20 protein-coding genes are annotated in these 22,556 nt (G+C 54.1%); 8 read left to right on the top strand and 12 right to left on the bottom strand.

Annotation, left to right across the window (positions count from 1 at the left end):
• Positions 1–420, bottom strand: a complete 420-nt coding sequence (locus tag RW65_RS16190) for a DcrB-related protein (protein WP_039057815.1) — start codon at positions 418–420, stop codon at positions 1–3.
• Positions 420–2,345, bottom strand: coding sequence for a type VI secretion system Vgr family protein (locus tag RW65_RS16195; protein WP_039057816.1), 1,926 nt, complete (start codon positions 2,343–2,345; stop codon positions 420–422). Before RW65_RS16195 ends, RW65_RS16190 begins: the two co-directional genes overlap by 1 nt.
• A 553-nt stretch (positions 2,346–2,898) precedes the next feature.
• Between RW65_RS16195 and RW65_RS16200 the strand changes: the two genes are divergently transcribed.
• On the top strand, positions 2,899–3,603 hold the full coding sequence (locus tag RW65_RS16200; RefSeq protein ID WP_039057818.1) for a GNAT family N-acetyltransferase: 705 nt from the start codon (positions 2,899–2,901) through the stop codon (positions 3,601–3,603).
• A gap of 73 nt (positions 3,604–3,676) precedes the next feature.
• Here RW65_RS16200 and RW65_RS16205 read toward each other — a convergent pair whose 3' ends face one another.
• Positions 3,677–5,095, bottom strand: coding sequence for a hypothetical protein (locus RW65_RS16205; protein WP_039057819.1), 1,419 nt, complete (start codon positions 5,093–5,095; stop codon positions 3,677–3,679).
• A gap of 635 nt (positions 5,096–5,730) precedes the next feature.
• On the opposite strand from RW65_RS16205, the gene RW65_RS16210 reads away from it, so the two are divergent.
• On the top strand, positions 5,731–6,555 hold the full coding sequence (locus RW65_RS16210; RefSeq protein ID WP_039057821.1) for a DUF1796 family putative cysteine peptidase: 825 nt from the start codon (positions 5,731–5,733) through the stop codon (positions 6,553–6,555).
• Between the two features lie 78 nt (positions 6,556–6,633).
• Here the strand turns inward: RW65_RS16210 and RW65_RS16215 are convergent, their stop codons facing one another.
• A complete protein-coding gene (locus RW65_RS16215) occupies positions 6,634–7,836 on the bottom strand; it encodes a BaiN/RdsA family NAD(P)/FAD-dependent oxidoreductase (RefSeq protein WP_039057822.1) in 1,203 nt (400 codons plus the stop codon).
• Between the two features lie 229 nt (positions 7,837–8,065).
• Between RW65_RS16215 and pitA the strand changes: the two genes are divergently transcribed.
• Entirely contained in the window at positions 8,066–9,562 is a 1,497-nt protein-coding gene (gene pitA, locus RW65_RS16220; RefSeq protein WP_039057823.1) for an inorganic phosphate transporter PitA, read from the top strand.
• 59 nt (positions 9,563–9,621) lie between these two features.
• On the opposite strand, the gene uspB is transcribed toward pitA, so the two are convergent.
• A complete protein-coding gene (gene uspB, locus RW65_RS16225; protein ID WP_039057876.1) occupies positions 9,622–9,957 on the bottom strand; it encodes a universal stress protein UspB in 336 nt (111 codons plus the stop codon).
• A 453-nt stretch (positions 9,958–10,410) separates the two neighbouring features.
• Here uspB and uspA point away from each other — a divergent pair, with 453 nt between their 5' ends.
• Positions 10,411–10,848 carry a universal stress protein UspA gene (uspA, locus tag RW65_RS16235; protein WP_039057825.1) on the top strand — a complete coding sequence of 146 codons (438 nt, stop codon included), beginning with the start codon at positions 10,411–10,413 and terminating at the stop codon, positions 10,846–10,848.
• A 65-nt stretch (positions 10,849–10,913) separates the two neighbouring features.
• Here the strand turns inward: uspA and rsmJ are convergent, their stop codons facing one another.
• The 3 genes from rsmJ to RW65_RS16250 form a co-directional block, all read right to left on the bottom strand.
• Positions 10,914–11,666, bottom strand: a complete 753-nt coding sequence (gene rsmJ / locus RW65_RS16240) for a 16S rRNA (guanine(1516)-N(2))-methyltransferase RsmJ (protein WP_039057826.1) — start codon at positions 11,664–11,666, stop codon at positions 10,914–10,916.
• A 5-nt stretch (positions 11,667–11,671) separates the two neighbouring features.
• Complete coding sequence (gene prlC, locus RW65_RS16245) at positions 11,672–13,714, bottom strand: oligopeptidase A (RefSeq protein WP_039057827.1); 2,043 nt, start codon at positions 13,712–13,714, stop codon at positions 11,672–11,674.
• A gap of 182 nt (positions 13,715–13,896) precedes the next feature.
• Positions 13,897–15,165: an acid phosphatase gene (locus RW65_RS16250; protein ID WP_039057829.1), complete on the bottom strand. Its 1,269-nt coding sequence runs from the start codon at positions 15,163–15,165 to the stop codon at positions 13,897–13,899.
• A 194-nt stretch (positions 15,166–15,359) separates the two neighbouring features.
• Here RW65_RS16250 and RW65_RS16255 point away from each other — a divergent pair, with 194 nt between their 5' ends.
• Positions 15,360–16,202, top strand: a complete 843-nt coding sequence (locus RW65_RS16255) for a 23S rRNA (adenine(2030)-N(6))-methyltransferase RlmJ (protein ID WP_039057830.1) — start codon at positions 15,360–15,362, stop codon at positions 16,200–16,202.
• 80 nt (positions 16,203–16,282) lie between these two features.
• Positions 16,283–17,635, top strand: a complete 1,353-nt coding sequence (gorA, locus tag RW65_RS16260; protein WP_039057831.1) for a glutathione-disulfide reductase — start codon at positions 16,283–16,285, stop codon at positions 17,633–17,635.
• A 62-nt stretch (positions 17,636–17,697) separates the two neighbouring features.
• Here the strand turns inward: gorA and RW65_RS16265 are convergent, their stop codons facing one another.
• The 4 genes from RW65_RS16265 to RW65_RS16280 form a co-directional block, all read right to left on the bottom strand.
• On the bottom strand, positions 17,698–18,306 hold the full coding sequence (locus RW65_RS16265; RefSeq protein ID WP_039057832.1) for a histidine phosphatase family protein: 609 nt from the start codon (positions 18,304–18,306) through the stop codon (positions 17,698–17,700).
• Positions 18,303–18,725 (bottom strand): putative T6SS immunity periplasmic lipoprotein, encoded by a 423-nt coding sequence (locus RW65_RS16270; protein ID WP_156124016.1) that lies wholly within the window; start codon positions 18,723–18,725, stop codon positions 18,303–18,305. Before RW65_RS16270 ends, RW65_RS16265 begins: the two co-directional genes overlap by 4 nt.
• Positions 18,726–18,740: 15 nt before the next feature.
• Positions 18,741–19,274 carry a type VI secretion protein gene (locus tag RW65_RS16275; RefSeq protein WP_072037780.1) on the bottom strand — a complete coding sequence of 178 codons (534 nt, stop codon included), beginning with the start codon at positions 19,272–19,274 and terminating at the stop codon, positions 18,741–18,743.
• 259 nt (positions 19,275–19,533) lie between these two features.
• Positions 19,534–20,430 (bottom strand): LysR family transcriptional regulator, encoded by an 897-nt coding sequence (locus RW65_RS16280; protein ID WP_039057835.1) that lies wholly within the window; start codon positions 20,428–20,430, stop codon positions 19,534–19,536.
• A gap of 131 nt (positions 20,431–20,561) precedes the next feature.
• Here RW65_RS16280 and aguB point away from each other — a divergent pair, with 131 nt between their 5' ends.
• Both aguB and aguA read left to right on the top strand, forming a co-directional pair.
• Positions 20,562–21,446, top strand: coding sequence for an N-carbamoylputrescine amidase (aguB, locus tag RW65_RS16285; RefSeq protein ID WP_039057836.1), 885 nt, complete (start codon positions 20,562–20,564; stop codon positions 21,444–21,446).
• A gap of 3 nt (positions 21,447–21,449) precedes the next feature.
• Positions 21,450–22,532: an agmatine deiminase gene (gene aguA, locus RW65_RS16290; RefSeq protein ID WP_039057837.1), complete on the top strand. Its 1,083-nt coding sequence runs from the start codon at positions 21,450–21,452 to the stop codon at positions 22,530–22,532.
• Positions 22,533–22,556 lie beyond the last annotated feature (24 nt).

A 22,556-nucleotide genomic window follows, 5' to 3' on the forward strand; every position in this document is an offset into this window, starting at 1 on the left:
TTAAGCCCCCAGTTGAAAGCCCGTTTTGATCGCCGCCCAAAACGCGTCGGCGTCGGTATCAAACGGCAGGGTACGGCTGAGGGTCAGCACCAGCAGATGATCGTCAATGCGCGTGACGGCAAGCTTCTCATACACCATGGTGCTCTGATTTTCGAAGCGCAAAGACACTTCGCGAGCAGGCTGGCCTGCCACGCGGCTGTCCTCTATGGCGTCCATCACCACTTTGCGCATGCTGCGTTTCACTTTCGCCAACTGCTGGTTAAGGAAATTCTCTTCGTCGCCGGGCTCGATATCCCAGGCGCGGGTGATCACCAGCGTCGCGTTGTTCTCTTTGAACTTCAGCACGTTAATGCTGCGATCCTGATACGTATCCGGCACGTTCAGTGTGCCTTCAGTAAGGGCAAATTGTGCCGTCGCCATTATTTATCCGTTCCTTGATTAAACGCCGCTTTGACCGCCGCCTGGATCTGCGCAATGGTCGGCTGCGCATCTGCGCCTTTTTCCGGTTTCGACAGGTTGAGATCCAGCAGGCCAGCGGTGTTAATCGCCCCGGAGCCGGTGGCATCAATTTGAAAATTGACGCATTTCAACGTAACGGTGCCGTTTGCACCCAGCGTCAACACCGATTGTCCCGATACCAACTGGATTGCCGAGTCGGACGCCTGCACCAGCGCGCCTTGCACCATCTGCGTAAACCCGCCGCCAATCACCTCTTCATGAGCGAGCTGGGTGGCCTGGGTATGTTTACCCGCCACCGAACCGGTGTAATCGCGGGTGACGCTGACGGTTTGCGAGCCGCCAACGCTGTGGGTTTCGTCATTTTTAACGTGGGTATCCATATTGCGCTCGGCCTGGATCCACACCTGCTCTTCGCCGGCTTTATCTTCAAAGCGCAGGGCGTTAGCGTTGTCGACAGAGCCATCTTTCGAGCGGCTTAAAAAACCCATCTGCGTGGCGGCGGCAGGCAGCGCCCACGGCGGCATACTGGCTTCGTTATAGACGCGGCCGGTAATAATGGGCCTGTCGGGATCGCCGTTGATAAAGTCGATTACTACTTCGTCGCCCACGCGCGGGATTTGCACGCCGCCGAAGCCCTGCCCGGCCCACGCGCTGGAGACGCGCACCCAGCAGGAACTGGTATCATCGCCCTTCGCCAGCCGATCCCAGTGGAACTTTACTTTCACGCGGCCATATTTATCGGTCCAGATGCTTTCCCCCTGCGGCCCGACGACTTTTGCCGTTTGCGGGCCGTAGGTGCGCGGCCAGGCGGTTTGCTGCGCCGGGCGGAAGACAACCGATGAGGGAATCACGCTGAAATCAGTGCGGTGAACGGTGTCGTTGTCGGCACCGCTGGCGTAGCGGTTCTCTTCGAAAAAGTAGTTTGCCGCCGTCACCAGGTATTCGCCGTTGTCATTAAAGAAAGCGGCGTTAGTCAACTGGAAGGTGCTGCCCGGCACGATACCCATCGCCGTTGCCGTGCCTTCAATTTGCTGATGCTCTACCTGCCAGCGCTCCTGGCGGATGCGGGCGTAAAACTCACCGTGGCCGTGCTCAACAAAGCGTCCCGGCCAGTCATAAACATCGATGGTGCCCGGCGACGGCGAGCTTGGGTTCTGCCGCGCCTGGAACAGCCAGGCGTTGGGTTTGCGGAAGTCGTAATCATCCAGGCTGTAGAGCCCCGGCGTCACGCTGTCTTCCAGCGCCCACTGGCTAATGCCCTCTTCGGAGGTCGAACCGCCGGACGGCGTCTGGTGATAAGGAATAATTTCGTAACCGCTAAAGGGTTGATGCTGGGTGGCGGCATCCGTCAGCACCAGCGTGTGTTTATCCGCTTCGTGGCGGAAGTGGTAAGCAATGCCTTCCAGTTCCATTAAGCGGCTGATGAAGTCAAAGCTGCTCTCCTGGTACTGGACACAGTATTCCCAGCTGCGGTAGCTGCCGGTCAGTTTGTCTTCAATATTGACCTGATATTCGCCGAGCAGGGTTTTAACGATTTGCGGTACCGTCTGCCCCTGGAAGATGCGCAGGTTACGGTCGCGCTTCATCGGCCATACATCCGGCTCGACGGTCAGCTGATAGACGGCGTAACGCGTGCCGGTCAGCTCGACGGCGCTCACCGCAACGCGGGTAATTTTGCCGTTAAGGTAGCGCGGTGAGCCGGTCAGCGCTTGTGTTGGAAGGGTGACAGTCACCGATTTTCCAAGCAGCGTGCTGCGGTCCATTCGCGCGTCGGTACCCAGCAGCTGCAGGTTGAAGGTAAAAGCTTCAGACAACGCTTCACGCCCGGAGATTTTCCAGAAAAGCAGTCCTTCGACGGGTAATTGAACAGTAATACGATTGCTCATAAATCGGATCCTGACGTAGGGATGCGCCCCTGTCCGGGTGCGGTCCACAAGTTTAACGTTACGGGTGAGCGAAAACGCTACCGCACGATTGCTGTAAAAAGCTACCGCATGATTGCTGTAAACAAAAAGATCAATATTGTCTGGTTTTTTGCGACAAGAAATGCCAGGAATTATCCTAATCCACTTTTAACCTACTAAAAAAAAGGGGGGTTTTTAAACCAGCCCAACTTGATTAATCCCTAAAAATGGCTGTAAGGACCACACTTTCTTCCGCTAATGCGCCATTGTCCTTAAGTCACCGCTTTATTTACCGGCGCTAAGTTAAATTATCTGTTTAACCGTTCACCATTATTATCGCCGTTCAGACGAAAACGCCGACGCGCATGATGAAAGCAGGATTAGTTTTTAAAAACGTCGCCGTTATATTATTTGCGTAATTATATAAAGAGTTATTGTTTTATGCCGATAAAATTTACCTCTTAACCCTATTAATAATTAATACCCATTTAATAAAAGTTAAGCAGCAATACATTCGTCTTAATCAGGAGGGGATATGGAATTTTATAACCAGTATGGACAGCGTATCGGCCAGGAGATTGAAGGCTGGACAAAACGTCCGCTGCCGGAAAAAATTGTGCTTAAGGGCACTTATTGCGACGTTGTTCCGCTGGCGCTGGATCATGCTGAAGATCTTTTCCCCGAATGGCAAAGCATTGATGATGACCGCGACTGGACCTACCTTGAAGATCCCCGGCCAAGAGACTTAACCTCCTGTTACGCCTACCTACGCAATCTTACCGCTCGCCCCGATAGAATCTATTTTGTGGTACAAGATAAAACCGATAAACAAGTTAAAGGCATTTTTTACACCGGCAAATTCGATCAGGAAAACGGCTCTTTTGATATTGGCGACGTCAACTGGACGCCGTTAATGAAAAGAACCCGTATGAGCACCGAAAGTCTGTATCTTGTTTTGTCTTATTTTTTCGATCAGTTGAAATACCGCCGCTGCGAATGGCGAACCGCCAGCTATAACGCGGAAGCGATTCATTCGGCGGAGCGTATCGGCTTTGTCAAAGAGGGCATTTTGCGCGAGAAAAAAATCCGTAAAGGGCGGCTCAGCGATATTACGGTGTTCTCAATAACCGTGCGCGAATGGCCGGGCATCTCGTCAATGTTGACCGGCTGGCTGAACGAAAGCAATTTCGACGGCCGCGGCCGCCAGTTACATAAACTGTCGTCGTTTCGCCGCTATTAATGGCGTCATGCGTTGGCGACAAGCCCAACGCATGACATACCACCCTGAACCGTGCGTTCAGGGTGGCGATAACTTAACGCACAATCTCAACATCGGTGATTTTGGCCGCCACCTCTTTACCTTTTTGCCACTGCGTCAGCGGCATAAAGACATTCAGATCGGAAAGCCACGCCAGCGTCTGATGTTCAACACCATCGCTTTCAATCTCGCAAGCGACCTTCCAGTAACGTCCACTAAACGCGCTATTGATCTGACGCGCTTCATCGCTGCCGGTCACTTCGCAACGGCGTTTAATCACCGTCTGCTCATCTTTTTTGTCCGTTTTAGGCGCCACGGTATCAAAGGTGAATTTCTGCCCCTGGTGCAACGGGAAGCGCAGATCAGTATGCAGTTCGCTAATGACCGTAGGCGTGTAGCTAATGCTGATACCGCCTTTAAGCTGCCCAAGGTTGCCCATTGTCAGGCGCTGCGCGCTGAACATAGTGTAATTTTCCAGCAGTAACAGTAAGCCGTTGGGCTGCACATCCAGCCTCATCGGTACGGTGTCGTTGTCGCTCCAGTGCATATTCCAGCTCAGTTTCTTAAAGCGCGGCGTGGCCCACTGGTTAATCGTCTGTAGCGCCTGTTTTTCAATCTCTGCCGGGAGCGGGAACTGCGCCAGCCACTGCGGCCCGTTATTGCTCATATCCGGCAGCATCGGCCCAGACGTTGAAGAGACATTTTTCTTCTTCGTCGTCGCCACATAAGCCCCTTCACCTTTAAACGCGGACGGCGTGCTCATGGCGCAAAGCTGTTTCAGCGCGGCGCTGGTTGCCGGGGTGTTAGAAAAATCTTCATTGCGGCGCTGTGCCGCTTTGCCGGTCAGGCTATCGGAAACGTAGCCCTCCGGTGTGATATCCAGACCGGCGATCACATTATCATGCTGGGTTTCGCAGTTATAACCATGCACTTCAATCTTCATATCGTAGGGCGCGTCATAGGGCGGATCGAACTGGATTTCGCCGTATTCGAAGCCAATTTTCGCAATCAGCAGATCTTTTACCCGCAGCACAGAAGCGGTATCGACAAGAATGGGAGTGTCGTATTTGGATTTTTTCTCGATATAGACCCAGCTCGGATTCTTTAGATGCGGAGCACGACAGAGATTTGCCGCCACCTCGGCCAGCGAATTTTCCGGCTGCGGCGCGGCGTAACGGTCATAGCTGCCATTGTAAAAACGGCGCACCACCGCTTCGTTTTCATCAAGCATGTCCCAGTAAAGCCTTACCGCCTGGTTGGTGGAGCAATCGAAACCGTCCCAGCGATTAATGTGTTGCCCGTCTTCAAATACCAGCTGGTTCAAGGCAGAAATGCGATCGTTAATGCGCACCAGCACCAGCGGATTCACGGCGCTGCTCAGGACTTTCTTGCCCGCCGGGGCAGGCGCATCAGCGGCATGAGAACTCAGAGTGGCCGCCAGTAATGCGCATAAAAGGGTATTGCCGATTTTCATTATCATTCCTGTATCGGGGCGCGTAATAAATTGCGCCAGTGAGATCGCGTGAAGCGGTTATCGGCAGCGGAAATAAAATATCGAGGCCAAAAATCTTTCGGCCTAACCCGCCATGCCGCATTTATTTTTTATTACGCGACCTGCATCAACATTGTCAGCGGCTTTTGGGATTTTCCTGATGAAGGTCAATAGCGCGGCAAAGTGTAAAGTAGATAACCTGCACCCGCGTTGTTTAACACCGCCTTTTGGTGTTGCAGACGGATTTATTCATGGGTCACTGAAAGGGATATATTGGATATATTATGCATCAACATGGAGGTTATTATTTAAACATCACCACGACATCAAGTTAGGCTATTATTGCCCACTAAAATACGGCAAAGACGCCGTTAATTTATCGCCTCATTCAGGTGAGAATAAACGACGCGCATAGCGTATACGCCAGCGACAGACTGCGACGCATCACATTTTGCACAGCGAAACAGCAGGCTAGTGAGCCTGCGCTCAAAAAAAATAACAAAAACCTTTTAGCGCCGCGGGACATAACCTTTACGGCGCACTGGAGAAAAGATCGAAGTAACACGCCTGCTGATTACTTCATTTGGAATGGCTGTCATTAATATGAGGTACCGCTGATGCAAGGTAGAGAAATTAAGCAACTGGCGAAAGATCATCTTAAATCGCTGAAAAGAAAATTGATTAATCTACGCAAGAAATGGAAATATCGAAATAATTACTTGTCGCAAGTATTTTGGATTTCATTGGGTGAAAACTGTCTCGCTGACGATATTCTCCGACGTCATAATCGAAAATCTTTCAGTTCCGTTTTCTCCGCCGGGCGCTCGAATATCGAATATATCCTGCAAATGGAAAACGACAATTATCACCATTTGCTGGCAAAAGAGAATTTGCGACATTTCCCGGACGGTGAACATACGGTGGTGCGCTCGACCTACTACGATAAATGCACCGGTCATTACGCCACCCGACATATGTTGGGTTTTGAATTTACGCATCATGACCCACTGCGCATTAAAGAGGATCGCTGCGCCATGCAACGGCGTATTTCTCGCCAGCTAAGCTACCGGGGCACGAAGAATTTTGTCTTCCTCTATCATCACCGCATTACCGATCGCTCGAACCTTCCCCAGTTACGCGACCACTTAAATGCGTTGCTGGCGATGTACAACACACGCGGCTGCGACTGCAAAATGGTGCTCTTTTACCAACGGCTTATTGGCGAAAATGACCCTAAGCGTATCGACTTCACACCGCATGATAGCGGTTTGCTTGAGTTTGTCTGCCATACCCATGAGATATGGGAAGGTGACGATTTAGACGTCTTCTGGGCCAAAAAAGACGATCGGCTGTTTGCCGAAATGTTCGAAACGGTGGACCAATACAGTCTCAGCAAGCCATCGCTAATGACCGCACTCGCGTCCAGAGGGGTTCAGGCGTAGCGATGTACCAACCGGCGCAGGATAAATTTATCACTAAAAGCCCGCGCCGGGCTTTGCGTACTACTGGGTAAGAAAGGGTCAGGCGGAGGCGGTTTGCGCTAATGCTTGTGCACAGGCCCAGGCGCTCGACCATGCCCACTGGAAGTTGTACCCACCGAGCCAGCCGGTGACATCCATCACCTCACCAATAAAGTACAGCCCCGGTACATTGCGGGCTTCCATCGTGCGCGATGAGAGCTCATGGGTATCAACGCCGCCGAGGGTCACTTCCGCCGTACGATAGCCTTCCGTACCGTTCGGCTGCACGCGCCAGTGGGTCAGCAGTTCGACAAGATTTTCCTGTTCGCGCTGGTTCAGCTGTTTCAGCGTCACATCCGGGATCTGACCGAGCTGTTGCAGGCACTCCACCAGCCGTTTCGGTAGCTGCAGCGCCAGGGTATTTTTCAGGCTCTGATTCGGGTGTGCATCGCGCTGCTGATTGAGAAAAGAATCAAGATTGATATCCGGCAGCAAATTGATAGTGACATATTCACCCGGCTGCCAGTAGCTGGAAATTTGTAAAATGGCCGGCCCGGACAAACCCCGGTGGGTAAAGAGCAAATTCTCACGAAACAGCGTCCCATCCGCAGCGGTCACTACCGACGGTACCGAGACGCCGGAAAGGGTCTGCATCTGCTCCAGCAGCGGCTTGTGCAGGGTAAAGGGCACTAACCCGGCGCGCGTGGGCAAAACCTTTAAACCAAACTGCTCGGCGATTTTATAGCCAAACGGCGAAGCGCCCAGGCCCGGCATGGATAAGCCGCCGGATGCAATCACCAGATTCGTTGCCTGCACACTTTCGCCATTAAGTTGTAGGGTAAAACCGTCGTCACCGCGCGCCACGCTCAGTACTTCGCTGCGCAAGCGTTGGATTACGTTACCCTTTTCACACTCTGCCACCAGCATGTCGACAATCTGCTGCGCCGAATCATCACAAAAGAGTTGCCCCAGCGTCTTTTCATGCCAGGCAATGCCATGCTTGCCCACCAGCTCAATAAAGTCCCACTGGGTGTAGCGCGCCAGGGCAGATTTGCAAAAATGGGGGTTTTGGCTCAAATAAGCCGCCGGCTCGACATAAAGGTTAGTAAAGTTGCAGCGTCCGCCGCCGGACATCAAAATCTTGCGCCCGGGTTTTTTGCCATTATCCAGTAACAATACACGGCGACCCGCCTGCCCGGCTAACGCGGCACAGAACATGCCAGCGGCCCCTGCGCCGATAACAATGGCATCAAACTTTTCCACAACTGCACCCTCAATGACTGACCGTGGCGGATTGTAAAGAGTTCAAGCTGGTCACACCAGCGCGAATCACGGTGAAAAGTAACAGGACATTGAAAAATATAAATTAATTTTAAAAATACAGTCAATTTTGAGAAATTACGTCAAAAAAAATACATATTTCACTTTGCCCGCACTGCCAATGTCCCTGATAATGCGCCGCGTTCATGTCCTCAAAATGGCTTAACGACCTATGGAACATTTGTTTGCCGGCCTGGATCTGCATACCGGGCTATTACTTGTGCTTGCTCTGGTTTTTGTTCTGTTTTATGAAGCCATCAATGGCTTTCATGACACGGCAAATGCCGTAGCAACCGTCATTTATACACGTGCTATGCGCTCTCAGCTGGCGGTGGTGATGGCAGCGGTGTTTAACTTCTTCGGCGTGTTGCTGGGTGGGTTGAGCGTCGCGTATGCGATTGTGCATATGCTACCGACCGATCTGCTGTTGAATGTGAGCTCCGCGCATGGGCTGGCAATGGTCTTTTCCATGCTGCTGGCCGCCATTATCTGGAACCTTGGCACCTGGTATCTGGGCCTGCCAGCATCCAGTTCCCACACGCTGATTGGCGCGATTATCGGTATTGGTTTAACCAATGCGTTGATGACCGGCACCTCGGTGGTGGATGCGTTAAATATCCCGAAAGTGCTGAATATTTTCGGCTCGCTGATCATCTCGCCGATAGTCGGCCTGGTCTTCGCCGGCGGCCTGGTATTTGTTCTGCGCCGTTACTGGAGCAACACCAAAAAACGCGCGCGCATCCATATGACCCCGGCAGAACGCGAGAAGATTGACGGTAAGAAGAAGCCGCCGTTCTGGACGCGTATTGCGCTGATCCTCTCGGCGATTGGCGTGAGCTTCTCCCACGGAGCTAACGACGGTCAGAAAGGTATCGGCTTAATTATGCTGGTGCTGATTGGCGTTGCGCCTGCGGGCTTCGTAGTCAATATGAATGCCTCCGGCTATGACATCACCCGTACCCGTGATGCCGTCAACAACGTGGAAACGTATTTCCAGCAACATCCGGCGCTGCTGCAAAAAGCGACCGGTGTCGATCCGCTGATCCCAACGCCGGAAGAAGTTGCCGCCCAGCCGGGTGAATTCCACTGCCATCCTGGCCGTGCCATTATGGCGCTGGATCGCGCTAAATCGATGCTGACCAACATTGAGAGCTACGACAAGCTGCCGGTAGAACAGCGCGGTCAGCTGCGCCGTATTATGCTCTGCCTGTCTGATATTACCGACCAGGTGGCTAAGCTGCCGGAAGTCAGCCCCGACGATCAGCGTCTGCTGAAAAAGCTGAAAGGCGATATGCTGAGCACCATTGAGTACGCGCCGGTGTGGATTATCATGGCGGTTGCGTTGGCGCTGGGCCTCGGTACGATGATTGGCTGGCGTCGCGTGGCGACCACCATCGGTGAGAAGATTGGTAAGAAAGGCATGACCTATGCGCAGGGTATGTCGGCGCAGATGACGGCGGCTATCTCTATTGGTCTGGCGAGCTACACCGGGATGCCGGTCTCAACCACCCATGTGCTGTCATCGTCCGTTGCCGGGACAATGATTGTTGACGGCGGCGGTCTGCAGCGTAAAACCGTGACCAATATTCTGATGGCGTGGGTTTTCACCCTCCCGGCATCGGTTATTTTGTCCGGCGTGCTTTACTGGATAGCGCTGAAGCTGATTTAACGCCTTACGCGCGTCACGAAAACGGGCCAGCTTGCTGGCCCGTTTTTTATTGCCGTTCTTTAAGACCAAATCATCAACGCAATCAGGCTTACCACCACCAGACCACAGAGGGAGCTGGTTAAGATAAACTGACCGCGCACGCGTTCGCAGCGGCGGATAAATTCGTCATCATGATGATCGCGATAGCGCTGGGCGTAGATATACCACACCAGGCGCATCTGCTTGCTCGGCTGGCCGTGGGAAGTGAAAAAACCACCACCGTCCACGTATTGATAGAGTAACGGGTCGCATCCGCGAAGCACCACTAACAGCGCGCGCAGCGACGAGAAATAACGTGCCATGTTAACCACACACACCACACACAAAGCCCAAAACAGCGCAACAGTGCTGATCACCATATCCCCTCCCCGGCGAGCGCCCACAGAGCTTCGCTCCTGGACTCTCGCTCCTGGATACCCAACGGCCAAACAACGAAGAGTATTATCAACCCCCAAACGGACAGATTAGCCAGGCGGTGTTCCGCAATCGACTTCGCTTCCCTGCCCCGGACAACTGAGGTACACCGTCTCTTTTCCGTACGGTTTATTAATAGTGTAGGAGATCTGTTTATTTTTTTACCACCGGTAGAAATATCATCAATGCATATGCCTGTAAATATTGGTTAAGTGAATCTTGATCAAGGTTAATTGACGCTACGAAAAGGGCGTTATAAGGTAGAAACATCTTCACAATGAGATCCTTAAGGCCGGGCGCTACGCTCACGTGAAACGCAGGATGCGGGCGCAGTGCAACAGCATCAGGGGTTTCAGCCCCGATGGTCATCGACAACTTATGGAAGGAGTAACACTATGGCTTACAAACATATTCTTATCGCCGTCGATCTCTCTCCCGAAAGCAAATTACTGGTTGAGAAAGCAGTATCCATGGCGCGTCCCTACAACGCGAAGATTTCCCTGATTCATGTCGATGTAAATTATTCCGATCTTTATACCGGTCTTATCGACGTCAACCTGGGCGATATGCAAAAACGCATCTCCGACGAAACCCATCAGGCCCTGACGGAGCTCTCCACCAACGCGGGCTACCCAATCACGGAAACCCTGAGCGGCAGCGGTGATTTAGGCCAGGTGCTGGTGGATGCGATTAAAAAATACGATATGGATCTGGTGGTCTGCGGCCACCATCAGGATTTCTGGAGCAAGCTGATGTCATCCGCGCGCCAGCTTATCAACACCGTTCATGTCGATATGCTGATTGTCCCGCTGCGGGATGAAGAGGACGATTGATCTCTCGCAGGCATGATAACGCCTGACTGAATACCGCCCGGTGCGCGCAACGCGACCGGGCGTTTTTATTCCCCGGAGCCGGGGTAAATATCAAAACGGTGGCTTTTGGTGACCACCGCCGATTGCGTGGCGATGCCCGCCAGCGGCGGCGCATAATCCGGGCGTTTAACCACCACGCGTTTAATGGCGAGCCGTCGCGCAGGCTCCAGCAAACCATCGGCATCGAGATCCGGGCCGACCAGCGACTGAAACACCCGCATCTCCTTTTTCACCAGCGCGCTTTTCTGCTTATGCGGGAACATCGGATCGAGATAAACCACCTGCGGACGCGGCGTAATATCCGTAAGCGCCGTCAGGCTGGAAGCATGAATTAACTGCAACCGCTCGCGCAGCCAGGGGCCAATTTCGGCATCGGCATAGCCACGATGAAGGCCATCTTCCAGTAACGCGGCGACAACGGGATTACGCTCCAGCATACGTACCCGGCAGCCCACCGATGCCAGCACAAAGGCATCGCGTCCGAGGCCTGCTGTTGCATCGACCACGTCTGGCAGATAACTGCCTTTAATACCGACGGCTTTTGCCACTGCTTCACCGCGCCCGCCGCCGAATTTCCGCCGGTGCGCCATGCCGCCGCCAACAAAATCGACAAAGATGCCGCCAAGCTTTGGTTCATCGCGCTTACGTAGCTCCAGATGGGTTGGCGTGAGCACCAGCGCCATCAGATTGTCCTCATCCGCCTGCAGCCCAAAGCGGGCCGCAATAACGGATAAGGCGCCGTCTCCGGCGCCCGTTTCATCCAATAAACAGATCTTCAATGGAATTAGCCTTCAATCCCGTAATGCTCAAGCATCGCATCAATTTGTGGCTCGCGGCCGCGGAAGCGTTTAAACAGATCCATCGGCTCTTCCGAACCGCCGCGGGTAAGAATGTTATCGAGGAACGACTGCCCGGTTTCGCGGTTGAAAATCCCCTCTTCTTCGAAGCGGGAGAAAGCATCCGCCGCCAGCACATCGGCCCACAGATAGCTATAGTAACCCGCCGCATATCCCCCGGCGAAGATATGGCTGAAAGCATGAGGGAAACGTCCCCACGACGGACCCGGTATCAACGCGACCTGGCGTTTGATTTCTGCCAGAGTTTCGAGGATTTTCGCCCCTTGTTGCGGGCTAAACTCCGCATGCAGACGGAAGTCGAACAGGCCGAACTCCAGCTGGCGCAGGATAAACATCGCCGCCTGGTAGTTTTTTGCCGCCAGCATTTTATCTAACAGTTCCTGCGGCAGCGGCTCGCCGGTTTCATAATGACCGGAGATAAATGCCAGCGCTTCCGGCTCCCAGCACCAGTTCTCCATAAACTGGCTCGGCAGCTCGACCGCATCCCATGGCACACCGCTGATACCCGCCACACCGGCGGTTTCGATGCGGGTCAGCATATGATGCAAGCCGTGACCAAATTCATGGAACAGGGTGATCACTTCGTCGTGAGTAAACAGCGCCGGTTTGCCGCTGACCGGCCGGTTAAAGTTACAGGTGAGATAGGCCACCGGTTTTTGTAGCGAACCATCGGCGAGGCGCATTTGGCCCACGCAATCATCCATCCACGCGCCGCCGCGCTTGTTCTCACGGGCATAGAGATCGAGGTAGAAGCTGCCGCGCAGTTCGTTGTTTTCGTCATACAGTTCGAAGAAACGCACATCCGGGTGCCAGACATCGATATCTTTACGCTCTTTGGCGGTAATGCCATAAATGCGTTTAACCACTTCGAACAGGCCGTTTACCGCGCGATCTTCCGGGAAATAGGGGCGAAGCTGCTCATCGCTGATGCTGTAAAGATGCTGTTTCTGTTTTTCGCTGTAGTAGCCAATATCCCACGGCTGCAGCTCATCGACGCCACATTCCGCTTTCGCGAAGGCGCGCAGCTGCGCCAGCTCTTTTTCACCCTGCGGACGCGCACGTTTAGCGAGATCCGTTAAGAACTCCAGCACCTGCGACGGATTTTCCGCCATTTTGGTGGCGAGGGATTTATCGGCATAGCTTTCAAAGCCCAGCAGCTGCGCCAGTTCATGACGCAGGGCGAGGATTTCTGCCATTACCGGGCTGTTATCCCATTTCCCGGCGTTCGGGCCCTGATCAGAAGCGCGGGTGCTGTAAGCACGGTACATCTCTTCGCGCAGCGCCTGGTTGTCGCAATAGGTCATCACCGGCAGGTAGCTTGGGATATCCAGCGTCAGCAGCCAGCCCTGCATATCTTTGGCTTCAGCCTGCGCTTTCGCCGCCGCCAGCGCGCTTTCCGGCATACCGGCCAGCTCCGCCTCGTCGGTCACCAGCTTGGTCCAGCCCATCGTGGCATCAAGCACGTTATTGCTGTAGATATTGCCCAGTTCAGAAAGGCGCGCGGCAATTTCGCCATAACGCTGCTGTTTCTCTTTCGGCAGACCGATGCCCGACAGTTTAAAATCGCGCAGGGCGTTATCCACGGCCTTCTTCTCGGCGACGCTCAGGGAGGCGTAATGTTCGCCGTCGCGCAGATCGCGATAAGCGTTATATAACCCTTCATTCTGTCCGACCCAGGTGCTGTATTCAGACAGCAGCGGCAGCGTTTGTTCGTAGGCTTCACGCAGCTCCGTGCTGTTTTTTACCGAGTTCAGATGGCTCACCGGCGAAAAGAGGCGGCCGAGACGATCGTCCACTTCCGCCAGCGGCTGGCAAAGATTCGCCCAGGTATACGGGCCGCCCTGTGCGACCACGTTTTCCACCGCGCTCCGGCAATCTTCCAGCGCTTTAGTCACAGCGGGAACAACATGCTCAGGCAGGATTTGAGAAAACGGTGGCAGCTCAAAAGGCGTCAATAAAGGGTTGGTCATAGGGGCAGTCCTTGGAATGAGGTGAATCAAGCGCGTGAGCGCCTGGCAATGTGTTCTAGCATGGGGTTAAGTCCAGGAGATTTCAATCCCGGACGTGACGCTTAGCCGGGCTATCGCTGCAATAATCAGCGGCGCAGAAAACGCCCGCAGCATTGCGCCTGCGGGCGTAATGTAATGATAGCTTAGCGCGCTTTGTGCGCCATTTCGAATGCCGCAGGCAGGTTCAGACGTTGCCAGAAATTCTGCTCATCGGTGGTGCCGGAAAGCGGATAGCCCGCCGGTAACGCTGTTTTGCTCATTAGCGCGCGACGCTGGCTGGCGGAGAGGTTCGGCAGCGCCGTTTCCAGCAGCACTTCCGCACCCTGCGGCACGTTAACCGCCTTCGCCGCGCCTTTTTGCTGCGGCAAATCGTAGCTCAGGGTAAACCGGTAGAAATCCCGCATCGCCGGATCGCGATAAGGGTCGTCCTTCCCGGCGCTTTGCGCGCACTGCGCAAGCGTCGTGCCGCACTCTTTTTCCAGTGCGGTACGCAGCTGGTCGCGGGCTTCGTTGAACATCGCGCGGTAGGCCGCATCGTTGAGGAAATGGGCGACGTTACGCTGGGCTACCATGCGCGAGCCCATCACATCCAGCGGATAGTGCACACCGAGTACCACGCGGGAATAGCCGTAGCGTGCGCCGCGCGTGACCAGCGCCTCAAAGCGCTCCGGCACCATTTCCGCCATTAATAGCGCATCGGTATAGCCGGTATTGGTATGGCCGCTCGGGAACGCGCCGCCATCGGCGCTGTAGGGCTGGTTATCTTTTACCACTACATCATCCGGCACCAGATGAACGGTATTACCGGCGATCAGGAACGGGCGTTTGTAATTAAAATGCTTTTTCGCCGCGCCGGTACTGATTTCCGTGGCTTTGATCAGCGCCGCCGCTTTGCCCAACTCGCCTTTGTCATAAGCGGTCAAAAACGCGTTGCCCAGCTTTGGCCCCAGCGCATCGGCAAGAAAATAGAGGTGATTAATGCCTTCGGCGTCGGCCAGCGCCTGCTGGCGCAGGGCTTTTGTCGCGTTGAGGTTGATCTCTTCAACGGTTTGCAGACTGGCATCAAGGGTGGTTTTCGGCAGCGTGCTAAAGGCGGAAAGCAGCTCAATTCCCGCCTGCTGATTGGCTTTTACCTGGAAATCATATCCCCGGGCTTTTAACCATGCGCTGTCGGCTTGTTGCTGCTGGGCGGAATGCTCAAGCTGCTGGCGGCTAAGGGACGCGGCGTTACCCTGAATCGCCTTGCGTAACTGTGCCAGCGATTGCCCTTCCAGCGCGACAAAGGTCTGGCTTGTGGATGCGGGCGTGGTGGTGTTAGCGATGTCGCGCGCCTGCGTCAGAGAAATATCTTTCGCCGTTGCCTGATGAGCCAGCAGCAGCGCAGCGGTTAAAAACGTAAGACGTATTTTCATGTTTCATCCTTGTATTCAAACGATTACCTTGCCTGACAACGACGCTAGCGCCATCGTTTGACACTTTTATGACACCGTTATGTTTTGCAACCTTTCTCAGCACGCTGAAACAAGCCGGCGCGGGCTACGGTAATCTGCGGCAATCTACGGTAAACTGTGCGCAAACTCGTTTATATTCCGGAATCACAGTATCCATGCTCAGCTATCGCCACAGCTTCCACGCAGGCAACCATGCCGACGTCCTCAAACATACCGTTCAGAGCCTGATCATCGAAGCGCTGAAAGAGAAAGAGAAACCGTTTCTCTATCTCGACACCCACGCGGGCGCCGGGCGCTATCAGCTGTCTGGTGAACATGCGGAGCGCACCGGCGAATATCTGGAAGGTATTGCCCGTATCTGGCAGCAGGACGATTTGCCCGCAGAGCTGGAGCCCTATATGAACGTGGTACGCCATTTCAACCGTAGCGGGCAGCTGCGTTACTATCCGGGTTCGCCGCTGATTGCGCGCGAACTGCTGCGCGAACAGGACAGCCTGCAGTTAACGGAGCTGCATCCGAGCGACTATCCGCTGTTGCGCCAGGAGTTCCAAAAAGATAACCGTACCCGCGTGGAGCGCAGCGACGGCTATCAGCAGCTCAAAGCCAAACTGCCGCCCGTTTCCCGTCGCGGTCTGATCCTTATCGACCCGCCGTATGAAATTAAAACCGATTACCAGGCGGTGGTGAGCGGCATCAGCGAAGGCCATAAACGCTTTGCCACCGGCGTCTATGCCCTGTGGTATCCGGTGGTGCTGCGCCAGCAAATCAAACGTATGCTGCGCGAGCTGGAAGAGACCGGTATTCGCAACATTCTGCAAATCGAGCTCGGCGTGCGTCCGGACAGCGATCAGCGCGGGATGACGGCGTCCGGCATGATTGTGATCAACCCGCCGTGGAAGCTGGAAGCGCAAATGAACGCCCTGCTGCCGTGGCTGCATAACAAACTGGTTCCGGCCGGTACCGGCCACACGCTGGTTCATCAACTGGTTGCGGAGTAATCGCAGCCATTGGTGGAACCTTTTGGGCTGCGCGCTACAATCGCGAATATTTCGACTTCGTTCAGGATAAGGAAACAACCATGAGCAAACATTACGACTATCTCGCTATTGGCGGCGGCAGCGGCGGGATCGCCTCGATTAACCGTGCCGCTATGTACGGTCAAAAATGCGCCCTGATCGAAGCAAAAGAGCTGGGCGGCACCTGTGTGAACGTAGGTTGCGTACCGAAAAAAGTGATGTGGCACGCGGCGCAGATCGCCGAGGCGATTCATCTTTATGGCCCGGATTACGGCTTCGACACCACGGTGAACCACTTCGACTGGGGCAAGCTTGTTGCCAGCCGCAGCGCTTATATTGACCGCATTCATACTTCGTACGACAACGTGCTGGGTAAAAACAATGTCGATGTGATTCGCGGCTTTGCCCGCTTTATCGATGCTAAAACCGTCGAAGTGAACGGTGAGACGATTACCGCCGATCATATCCTGATTGCCACCGGCGGTCGCCCCAGCCATCCGCATATTCCGGGCGTTGAGTACGGTATTGATTCCGATGGCTTCTTCGAACTGCCCGCGTTGCCAAAACGCGTCGCGGTGGTCGGCGCAGGCTATATCGCCGTCGAACTGGCGGGCGTGATTAACGGTCTTGGCGCCGAAACCCATCTATTTGTGCGTAAACACGCGCCGCTGCGCAGTTTCGATCCGTTAATCACCGACACGCTGGTAGAAGTAATGGCGGCAGAAGGCCCGACGCTGCACACCCACGCGGTGCCAAAAGAGGTGGTTAAGCATGCCGACGGCAGCCTGACGCTGACGCTGGAAGATGGCCGCTCGCAAACCGTCGACTGCCTGATTTGGGCGATTGGCCGCGAACCTTCAACGGATAATTTCAACCTTGCGGTCACCGGTGTGAAAACCGACGACAAAGGGTATATCGAAGTCGATAAGTTCCAGAATACCAGCGTACCGGGCATCTACGCGGTGGGCGACAACACCGGCGCGGTGGAGCTAACCCCGGTTGCGGTTGCTGCCGGTCGTCGTCTCTCCGAGCGCCTGTTTAATAACAAGCCGGACGAGCATCTGGACTACAGCAATATCCCAACGGTGGTGTTCAGCCATCCGCCGATCGGCACCGTGGGTCTGACGGAACCGCAGGCGCGGGAACAGTACGGCGACGATCAGGTGAAAATCTATAAATCGTCCTTTACCGCGATGTATACCGCCGTTACTACGCACCGCCAGCCGTGCCGAATGAAGCTGGTTTGTGTCGGCCCGGACGAGAAGATTGTCGGTATTCACGGTATCGGATCGGGGATGGACGAGATGCTGCAGGGCTTCGCGGTGGCACTGAAAATGGGCGCGACCAAAAAAGACTTCGACAACACCGTGGCGATCCACCCAACGGCTGCGGAAGAGTTTGTGACCATGCGTTAATCAACGCCGTTCACGCAATTGATCACAGAAGCTCCGTCCGGAGCTTCTTTTTTTGCACGCGTTTAAACGTCTGGCAAACGCAGCAGATGGCTGGCAATCCCCCAGCGCGCCACCCGACAAGCATCCCCGTCAATGTCGAGCAGCGCATAGCTGGCGTTGGGATGACGGTAACGCGCCATATTCGCCAGTGAGTTATCCATAAGCTGCGCGATTATCCCCTGAATAATCTGCCCGTGGGAAACCAGCGCGACAGCCTCGTGCGTGCATTGCGTGGGTAAACGCTGCAAAAAAGCCTGTACCCGCGCGACGGCCTGCGCTAATGATTCGCCCAGCGGGGGTTGGAAGTGTTCATCTTCTGCAAAAAGCGGATATTCGCGGCGAATCTCATGCAGCACCCGCCCCTCAAATTCGCCGAAATCCTGCTCCTGCAGCGCCGCTTCCAGCTGTAGCGCACAGTGAAAACGTTCAGCAATCAGCAAAGCCGTCTGCTGCGCTCTGCCGAGCGGCGATGAGAAAACCCGTTCCGGCTTTAGCCCTGACGCCGCAATCGCAGTAATCAACGCATCGCACTCCGCCAGCCCGCGTGGCGTGATCGGGCTGTCGAGCCGCCCCTGCAGACGCCCGGCGCGGTTCCACTCGGTTTGGGGATGGCGAATCAGCAGTGCTTTCAAAACTCGTTATTATCCACTTTGATGGCGGTTGCGCGGCCATTATCAATCTCAAATGCCGCGTCGAAACGGCGGGTATTGAATTCGGTTGTTTGGGCTTTCTCTTTCGACGCCAGAGTGAAACTCGTTACAAACTGGCCTTTATCCGGGAATTTATACACCTGCGGCGGAATGCACATTTCGCCGTTAACGACGGATAAACGCGGCTGTTGTTGATACCAGCGCGCGCGATGTGGTGTATGACGCGGTGCCACTGAGATAAATACCGGCTGATAGTCGTCAGGTGATGGGATGGCGAAACAAACCTGATCCCCTTTTAGTACGACCGCGGCGGTTTCGGCGGGTTTATAACGCTGATCCAATCGATCGCCCATAGTGCACGCACTCAGCAGCGGCAGCACTAACAGAGGAAAATATTTCATGTGTTTTTTCATTTTTTATAATCCATTGGGGAAATAACGTAACGCATTATTATACAGCGCCGTTAACCCATCTTCACCCTGAACAATATTTTTAATAGTTATGGTCTTGGAAGTCTTTAGCTCGATCCATTTGCTTAAGCCATAATTTTTGAGAACAAAGCTATCAGCGACGATCTGGGCCTGCTGTTCAAGTGGATATTGCGACAGCTTACGTCCATCTAATCTATAACCATAATCAGCATTCCAGCTAAAGAGTCCCCTAAGTCTTACATGCATACCACGAGCACGTTGCCAAACGTGGGTCATCTCATGAATAAACAAATGCTGCAGGTCTATTTTTTCTTGTGAAAAATCCTTTCGATACCAATCTCGGAAATAAATTTCTCCGTTAGGTGACATAGCATATTCTTTGTTTTGCAGGCCAAAAGGTAAATAACTGTCATGATGAATCCAAACAGTATGATAATTTATTGAATTACCAAACACTGACTTTGCAAGACGTAATTCACCTGAAGTTAATAGCCTCGTTTCACCTTCATTATCCGCCATAATATCTGCCTAAATTAATACGTAAAAATGAATTAATAACTGCTATTTACCAGCGCAGTTTCCCGAGAAACTCTTAAAAACACTATTTATATAAATTTTGCTTCACACAGGCATTAAGAATATTCCTATTACATACACCCCCTACCAGAAATAACTGCTTAAAAGCATTAGCAAAAATTATAATTTCAGACCAGCGTAAAAATCGGCTTCAAAAGTACAACACAACGAACAGGCCGAGAAATGGAGATACCTTATCCTATTAAATCTTCGCCGCCTTCAGTTCATCAATCAGCCACCGCACCGCAGGTTGATAGTCAAATAACCGATGGGTGAGCAACAGCAAATTATATTCCGGCGCGCCTTCCGGCAACTGCATTATGCGCAACGGCAGCATCTGCGCCAGCTCCTGGGCAATACGAAACGGTACGCACATCAAATACCCTGTCGCCACCGCCACGCGCCCGCCGACGGCGTAGCTTTGCACCACCGTTGCCAGCGGGCGATAGAGATGCTGCTCCAGCAGCCAGCCGTCGATATGATCCGCGCCCGAACTCACCGCCGGTAAATGGATTTGCGCCTCGCTCACCAGGTGCCGCATCGTTAACTGTTCCGGCAAATCCGTGCGCTCAACGGAAGCGATAGCGACAAAGCGATCAGAAACCAGTTTGTGCTTATTAAAGTAGTGGGGAATATGCTGCACGTTATCGACGCCGATAAAGGCATCCAGCTGCCCCTGCTCCACCCGCTCGACCTTGATGGTTTCCGAGAGAATATCCACCGACAGGCGGACATTCGGCGCAACGGTTTTAAAGCGGGCGGTGAGCACCGGCATAAACATAAATTCGAAATAGTCTACCGCGCCGATATAGAAGGTATGCGCATCGCGCAGCGGATCGAAATGGCTCGGCCCGCGCGTGGCGGTATCCAGCTTACTCAGCGCACTCTCTATTACCGGAATCATCATTGCCGCATAGGGCGTTGGCTCCATGCCGTTGCGCGTGCGGATAAACATCTCATCTTTCAGCTGCTCGCGCAGGCGATTGAGCGCATGGCTAAAGGCGGATTGCGACAGATTGGCGCGCTGCGCCGCACGGGTCACGCTTTTCTCTTTCGCCAGAATCGGCACCAGCCGTAACAGATTAAGGTCAATCACCACTATGCATCCTGTTCATGTTTTCATGATAACAATACATTTTATGCATAACGCTTTTCGTTGCTATAGTTTGCAGCAAAATGAGTGCTGTTAATTTGCACTGCCTGAACCGCGAACCACGGGAGAGTTTGTTTATGAGAAATGTCACAGTCGCCGCAACGCAAATGGCCTGTAGCTGGGATCTGGAGAAAAACATTCAGAACGCTGAACGTCTGGTGCGTGAAGCCCATAGCAAAGGCGCGCAGGTGATCCTGATTCAGGAGCTGTTCGCCGCGCCTTACTTCTGCATCGATCAGAGCCCGGAACACTATGCGCTGGCGCAGGAAGTGGCAAATAGCCCGCTGATTAAACACTTCTCGGCGCTGGCCAAAGAATTGGAAGTGGTGCTGCCCCTGAGCCTGTTTGAAAAGGCCAACAACGCTTACTACAACTCGCTGGTGATGATTGATGCCGACGGCAGCGTGCTTGACACCTACCGTAAAACCCATATTCCGAACGGCCCGGCTTACCAGGAAAAACAGTTCTTTATCCCTGGCGACACCGGCTTCAAGGTATGGAACACCCGCTATGCGAAAATCGGTGTCGGCATCTGCTGGGATCAGTGGTTCCCGGAAACCGCCCGCGTGCTGGCGCTGCAGGGGGCAGAAATTCTGTTCTATCCGACCGCGATCGGGTCAGAACCGGCGTACCCGGATATCGACAGCCAGCCGCACTGGACCCGCGTACAGCAGGGCCATGCAGCAGCCAACCTGATCCCGGTGATTGCCTCTAACCGTATCGGCACCGAAGCCAGCAAATATATTGATGGCCTGGAGATGACCTTCTACGGTTCGTCGTTTATTGCCGATCAGACCGGTGCGCTGGTTGAGCAGGCGAACAAAACCGACGAAGCGGTGCTGGTGCACACCTTCGATCTGGACGCCATTGCTGCCCAGCGTGCTTCCTGGGGTCTGTTCCGCGATCGTCGCCCGAATATGTACGGCGCGCTTGCCACCTCCGACGGCAGCGTAAGGAGCTAAGGAATGGTACAGCTGACCACGCCGGTAAAAGACGGCTTCGCTATGCCGGCAGAGTGGGCACCGCATCAGGCGGTGTGGATGATTTGGCCCTACCGCACGGATAACTGGCGCGCCGACGCCGCACCGGCACAGCAGGCGTTTGCCGCTGTTGCCGGGGCTATTTCCCGTAATACGCCGGTGATTATGGGCGTGCCTGCCGCCGAAATGGCAAAAGCGCGCGCCGCCATGCCTGCGCAGGTGACGCTGGTGGAGATGGAAAGCGACGATGCCTGGATGCGCGACACCGGCCCGACGGTGGTTGTCAATCAGGCCGGTGAACAGCGTGGCATCAGCTGGACATTTAACGCCTGGGGCGGGCTGAACGGCGGGCTTTACGCCAGCTGGGATCGCGATCAGCTCGTTGCCGAACAGGTGGCGAAATATCACCATCTGCCCTGCTATCACACCGATCTGGTGCTGGAAGGCGGTTCCATTCATGTCGATGGCGAAGGCACATTGCTGACCACCGCCGAATGTTTGCTGAACCCGAACCGCAATCCGCATTTAAACAAAGCGCAGATTGAGCAGCAGCTGCGTGATTACCTGGGCGTGTCGCAGATTATCTGGTTGGCGGAAGGAGTGTTTAATGACGAAACCGACGGTCACATCGATAACATGTGCTGTTTCGTCCGCCCCGGCGAAGTCGCGCTGCACTGGACGGACGATCAAAACGATCCGCAATATGCGCGCTCCGTTGCGGCATTAGCGGTGCTGGAAAACAGTAAAGACGCGCAGGGCCGCCCGCTGAAAGTGTGGAAAATGCCCTCGCCGCCGCCGCTGTTCGCCAGCGCCGAAGAGACCAGTGATGTTGAAAAAGGCACGGCGATTGAGCGTCAGGAAGGCAATCGCCTGGCCGGCTCCTATGTAAACTATCTGGTCAGCAATCAGCAGATTATCTATCCGCTGCTGGATGCCGCGACCGATGGCCTAGCCGAGGCGCTGTTTAAAGAGATGTACCCGGATTTCATTATCACCGGCGTTCCGGCGCGTGAAATTCTGCTGGGCGGCGGAAATATCCACTGCATTACCCAGCAAATTCCCCGCTAAATAATTACCGGCGGCTCGCGTCGC

This window comes from Enterobacter sp. Bisph1 (assembly GCF_000814905.1).
In the GTDB taxonomy this organism is placed as follows: domain Bacteria; phylum Pseudomonadota; class Gammaproteobacteria; order Enterobacterales; family Enterobacteriaceae; genus Kosakonia.

What these genes read in the sequence shown, in the direction of transcription:
- gorA (WP_039057831.1), top strand. Translation starts at nt 16,283, where the DNA reads ATGAGCAAACATTACGACTATCTCGCTATTGGCGGCGGCAGCGGCGGG.
- RW65_RS16275 (WP_072037780.1), bottom strand. Translation starts at nt 19,274, where the DNA reads ATGGCGGATAATGAAGGTGAAACGAGGCTATTAACTTCAGGTGAATTA.
- aguB (WP_039057836.1), top strand. Translation starts at nt 20,562, where the DNA reads ATGAGAAATGTCACAGTCGCCGCAACGCAAATGGCCTGTAGCTGGGAT.
- RW65_RS16210 (WP_039057821.1), top strand. Translation starts at nt 5,731, where the DNA reads ATGCAAGGTAGAGAAATTAAGCAACTGGCGAAAGATCATCTTAAATCG.
- RW65_RS16250 (WP_039057829.1), bottom strand. Translation starts at nt 15,165, where the DNA reads ATGAAAATACGTCTTACGTTTTTAACCGCTGCGCTGCTGCTGGCTCAT.
- RW65_RS16200 (WP_039057818.1), top strand. Translation starts at nt 2,899, where the DNA reads ATGGAATTTTATAACCAGTATGGACAGCGTATCGGCCAGGAGATTGAA.
- pitA (WP_039057823.1), top strand. Translation starts at nt 8,066, where the DNA reads ATGGAACATTTGTTTGCCGGCCTGGATCTGCATACCGGGCTATTACTT.
- prlC (WP_039057827.1), bottom strand. Translation starts at nt 13,714, where the DNA reads ATGACCAACCCTTTATTGACGCCTTTTGAGCTGCCACCGTTTTCTCAA.
- uspA (WP_039057825.1), top strand. Translation starts at nt 10,411, where the DNA reads ATGGCTTACAAACATATTCTTATCGCCGTCGATCTCTCTCCCGAAAGC.
- RW65_RS16195 (WP_039057816.1), bottom strand. Translation starts at nt 2,345, where the DNA reads ATGAGCAATCGTATTACTGTTCAATTACCCGTCGAAGGACTGCTTTTC.
- RW65_RS16190 (WP_039057815.1), bottom strand. Translation starts at nt 420, where the DNA reads ATGGCGACGGCACAATTTGCCCTTACTGAAGGCACACTGAACGTGCCG.
- RW65_RS16205 (WP_039057819.1), bottom strand. Translation starts at nt 5,095, where the DNA reads ATGAAAATCGGCAATACCCTTTTATGCGCATTACTGGCGGCCACTCTG.
- RW65_RS16270 (WP_156124016.1), bottom strand. Translation starts at nt 18,725, where the DNA reads ATGAAATATTTTCCTCTGTTAGTGCTGCCGCTGCTGAGTGCGTGCACT.
- aguA (WP_039057837.1), top strand. Translation starts at nt 21,450, where the DNA reads ATGGTACAGCTGACCACGCCGGTAAAAGACGGCTTCGCTATGCCGGCA.
- RW65_RS16255 (WP_039057830.1), top strand. Translation starts at nt 15,360, where the DNA reads ATGCTCAGCTATCGCCACAGCTTCCACGCAGGCAACCATGCCGACGTC.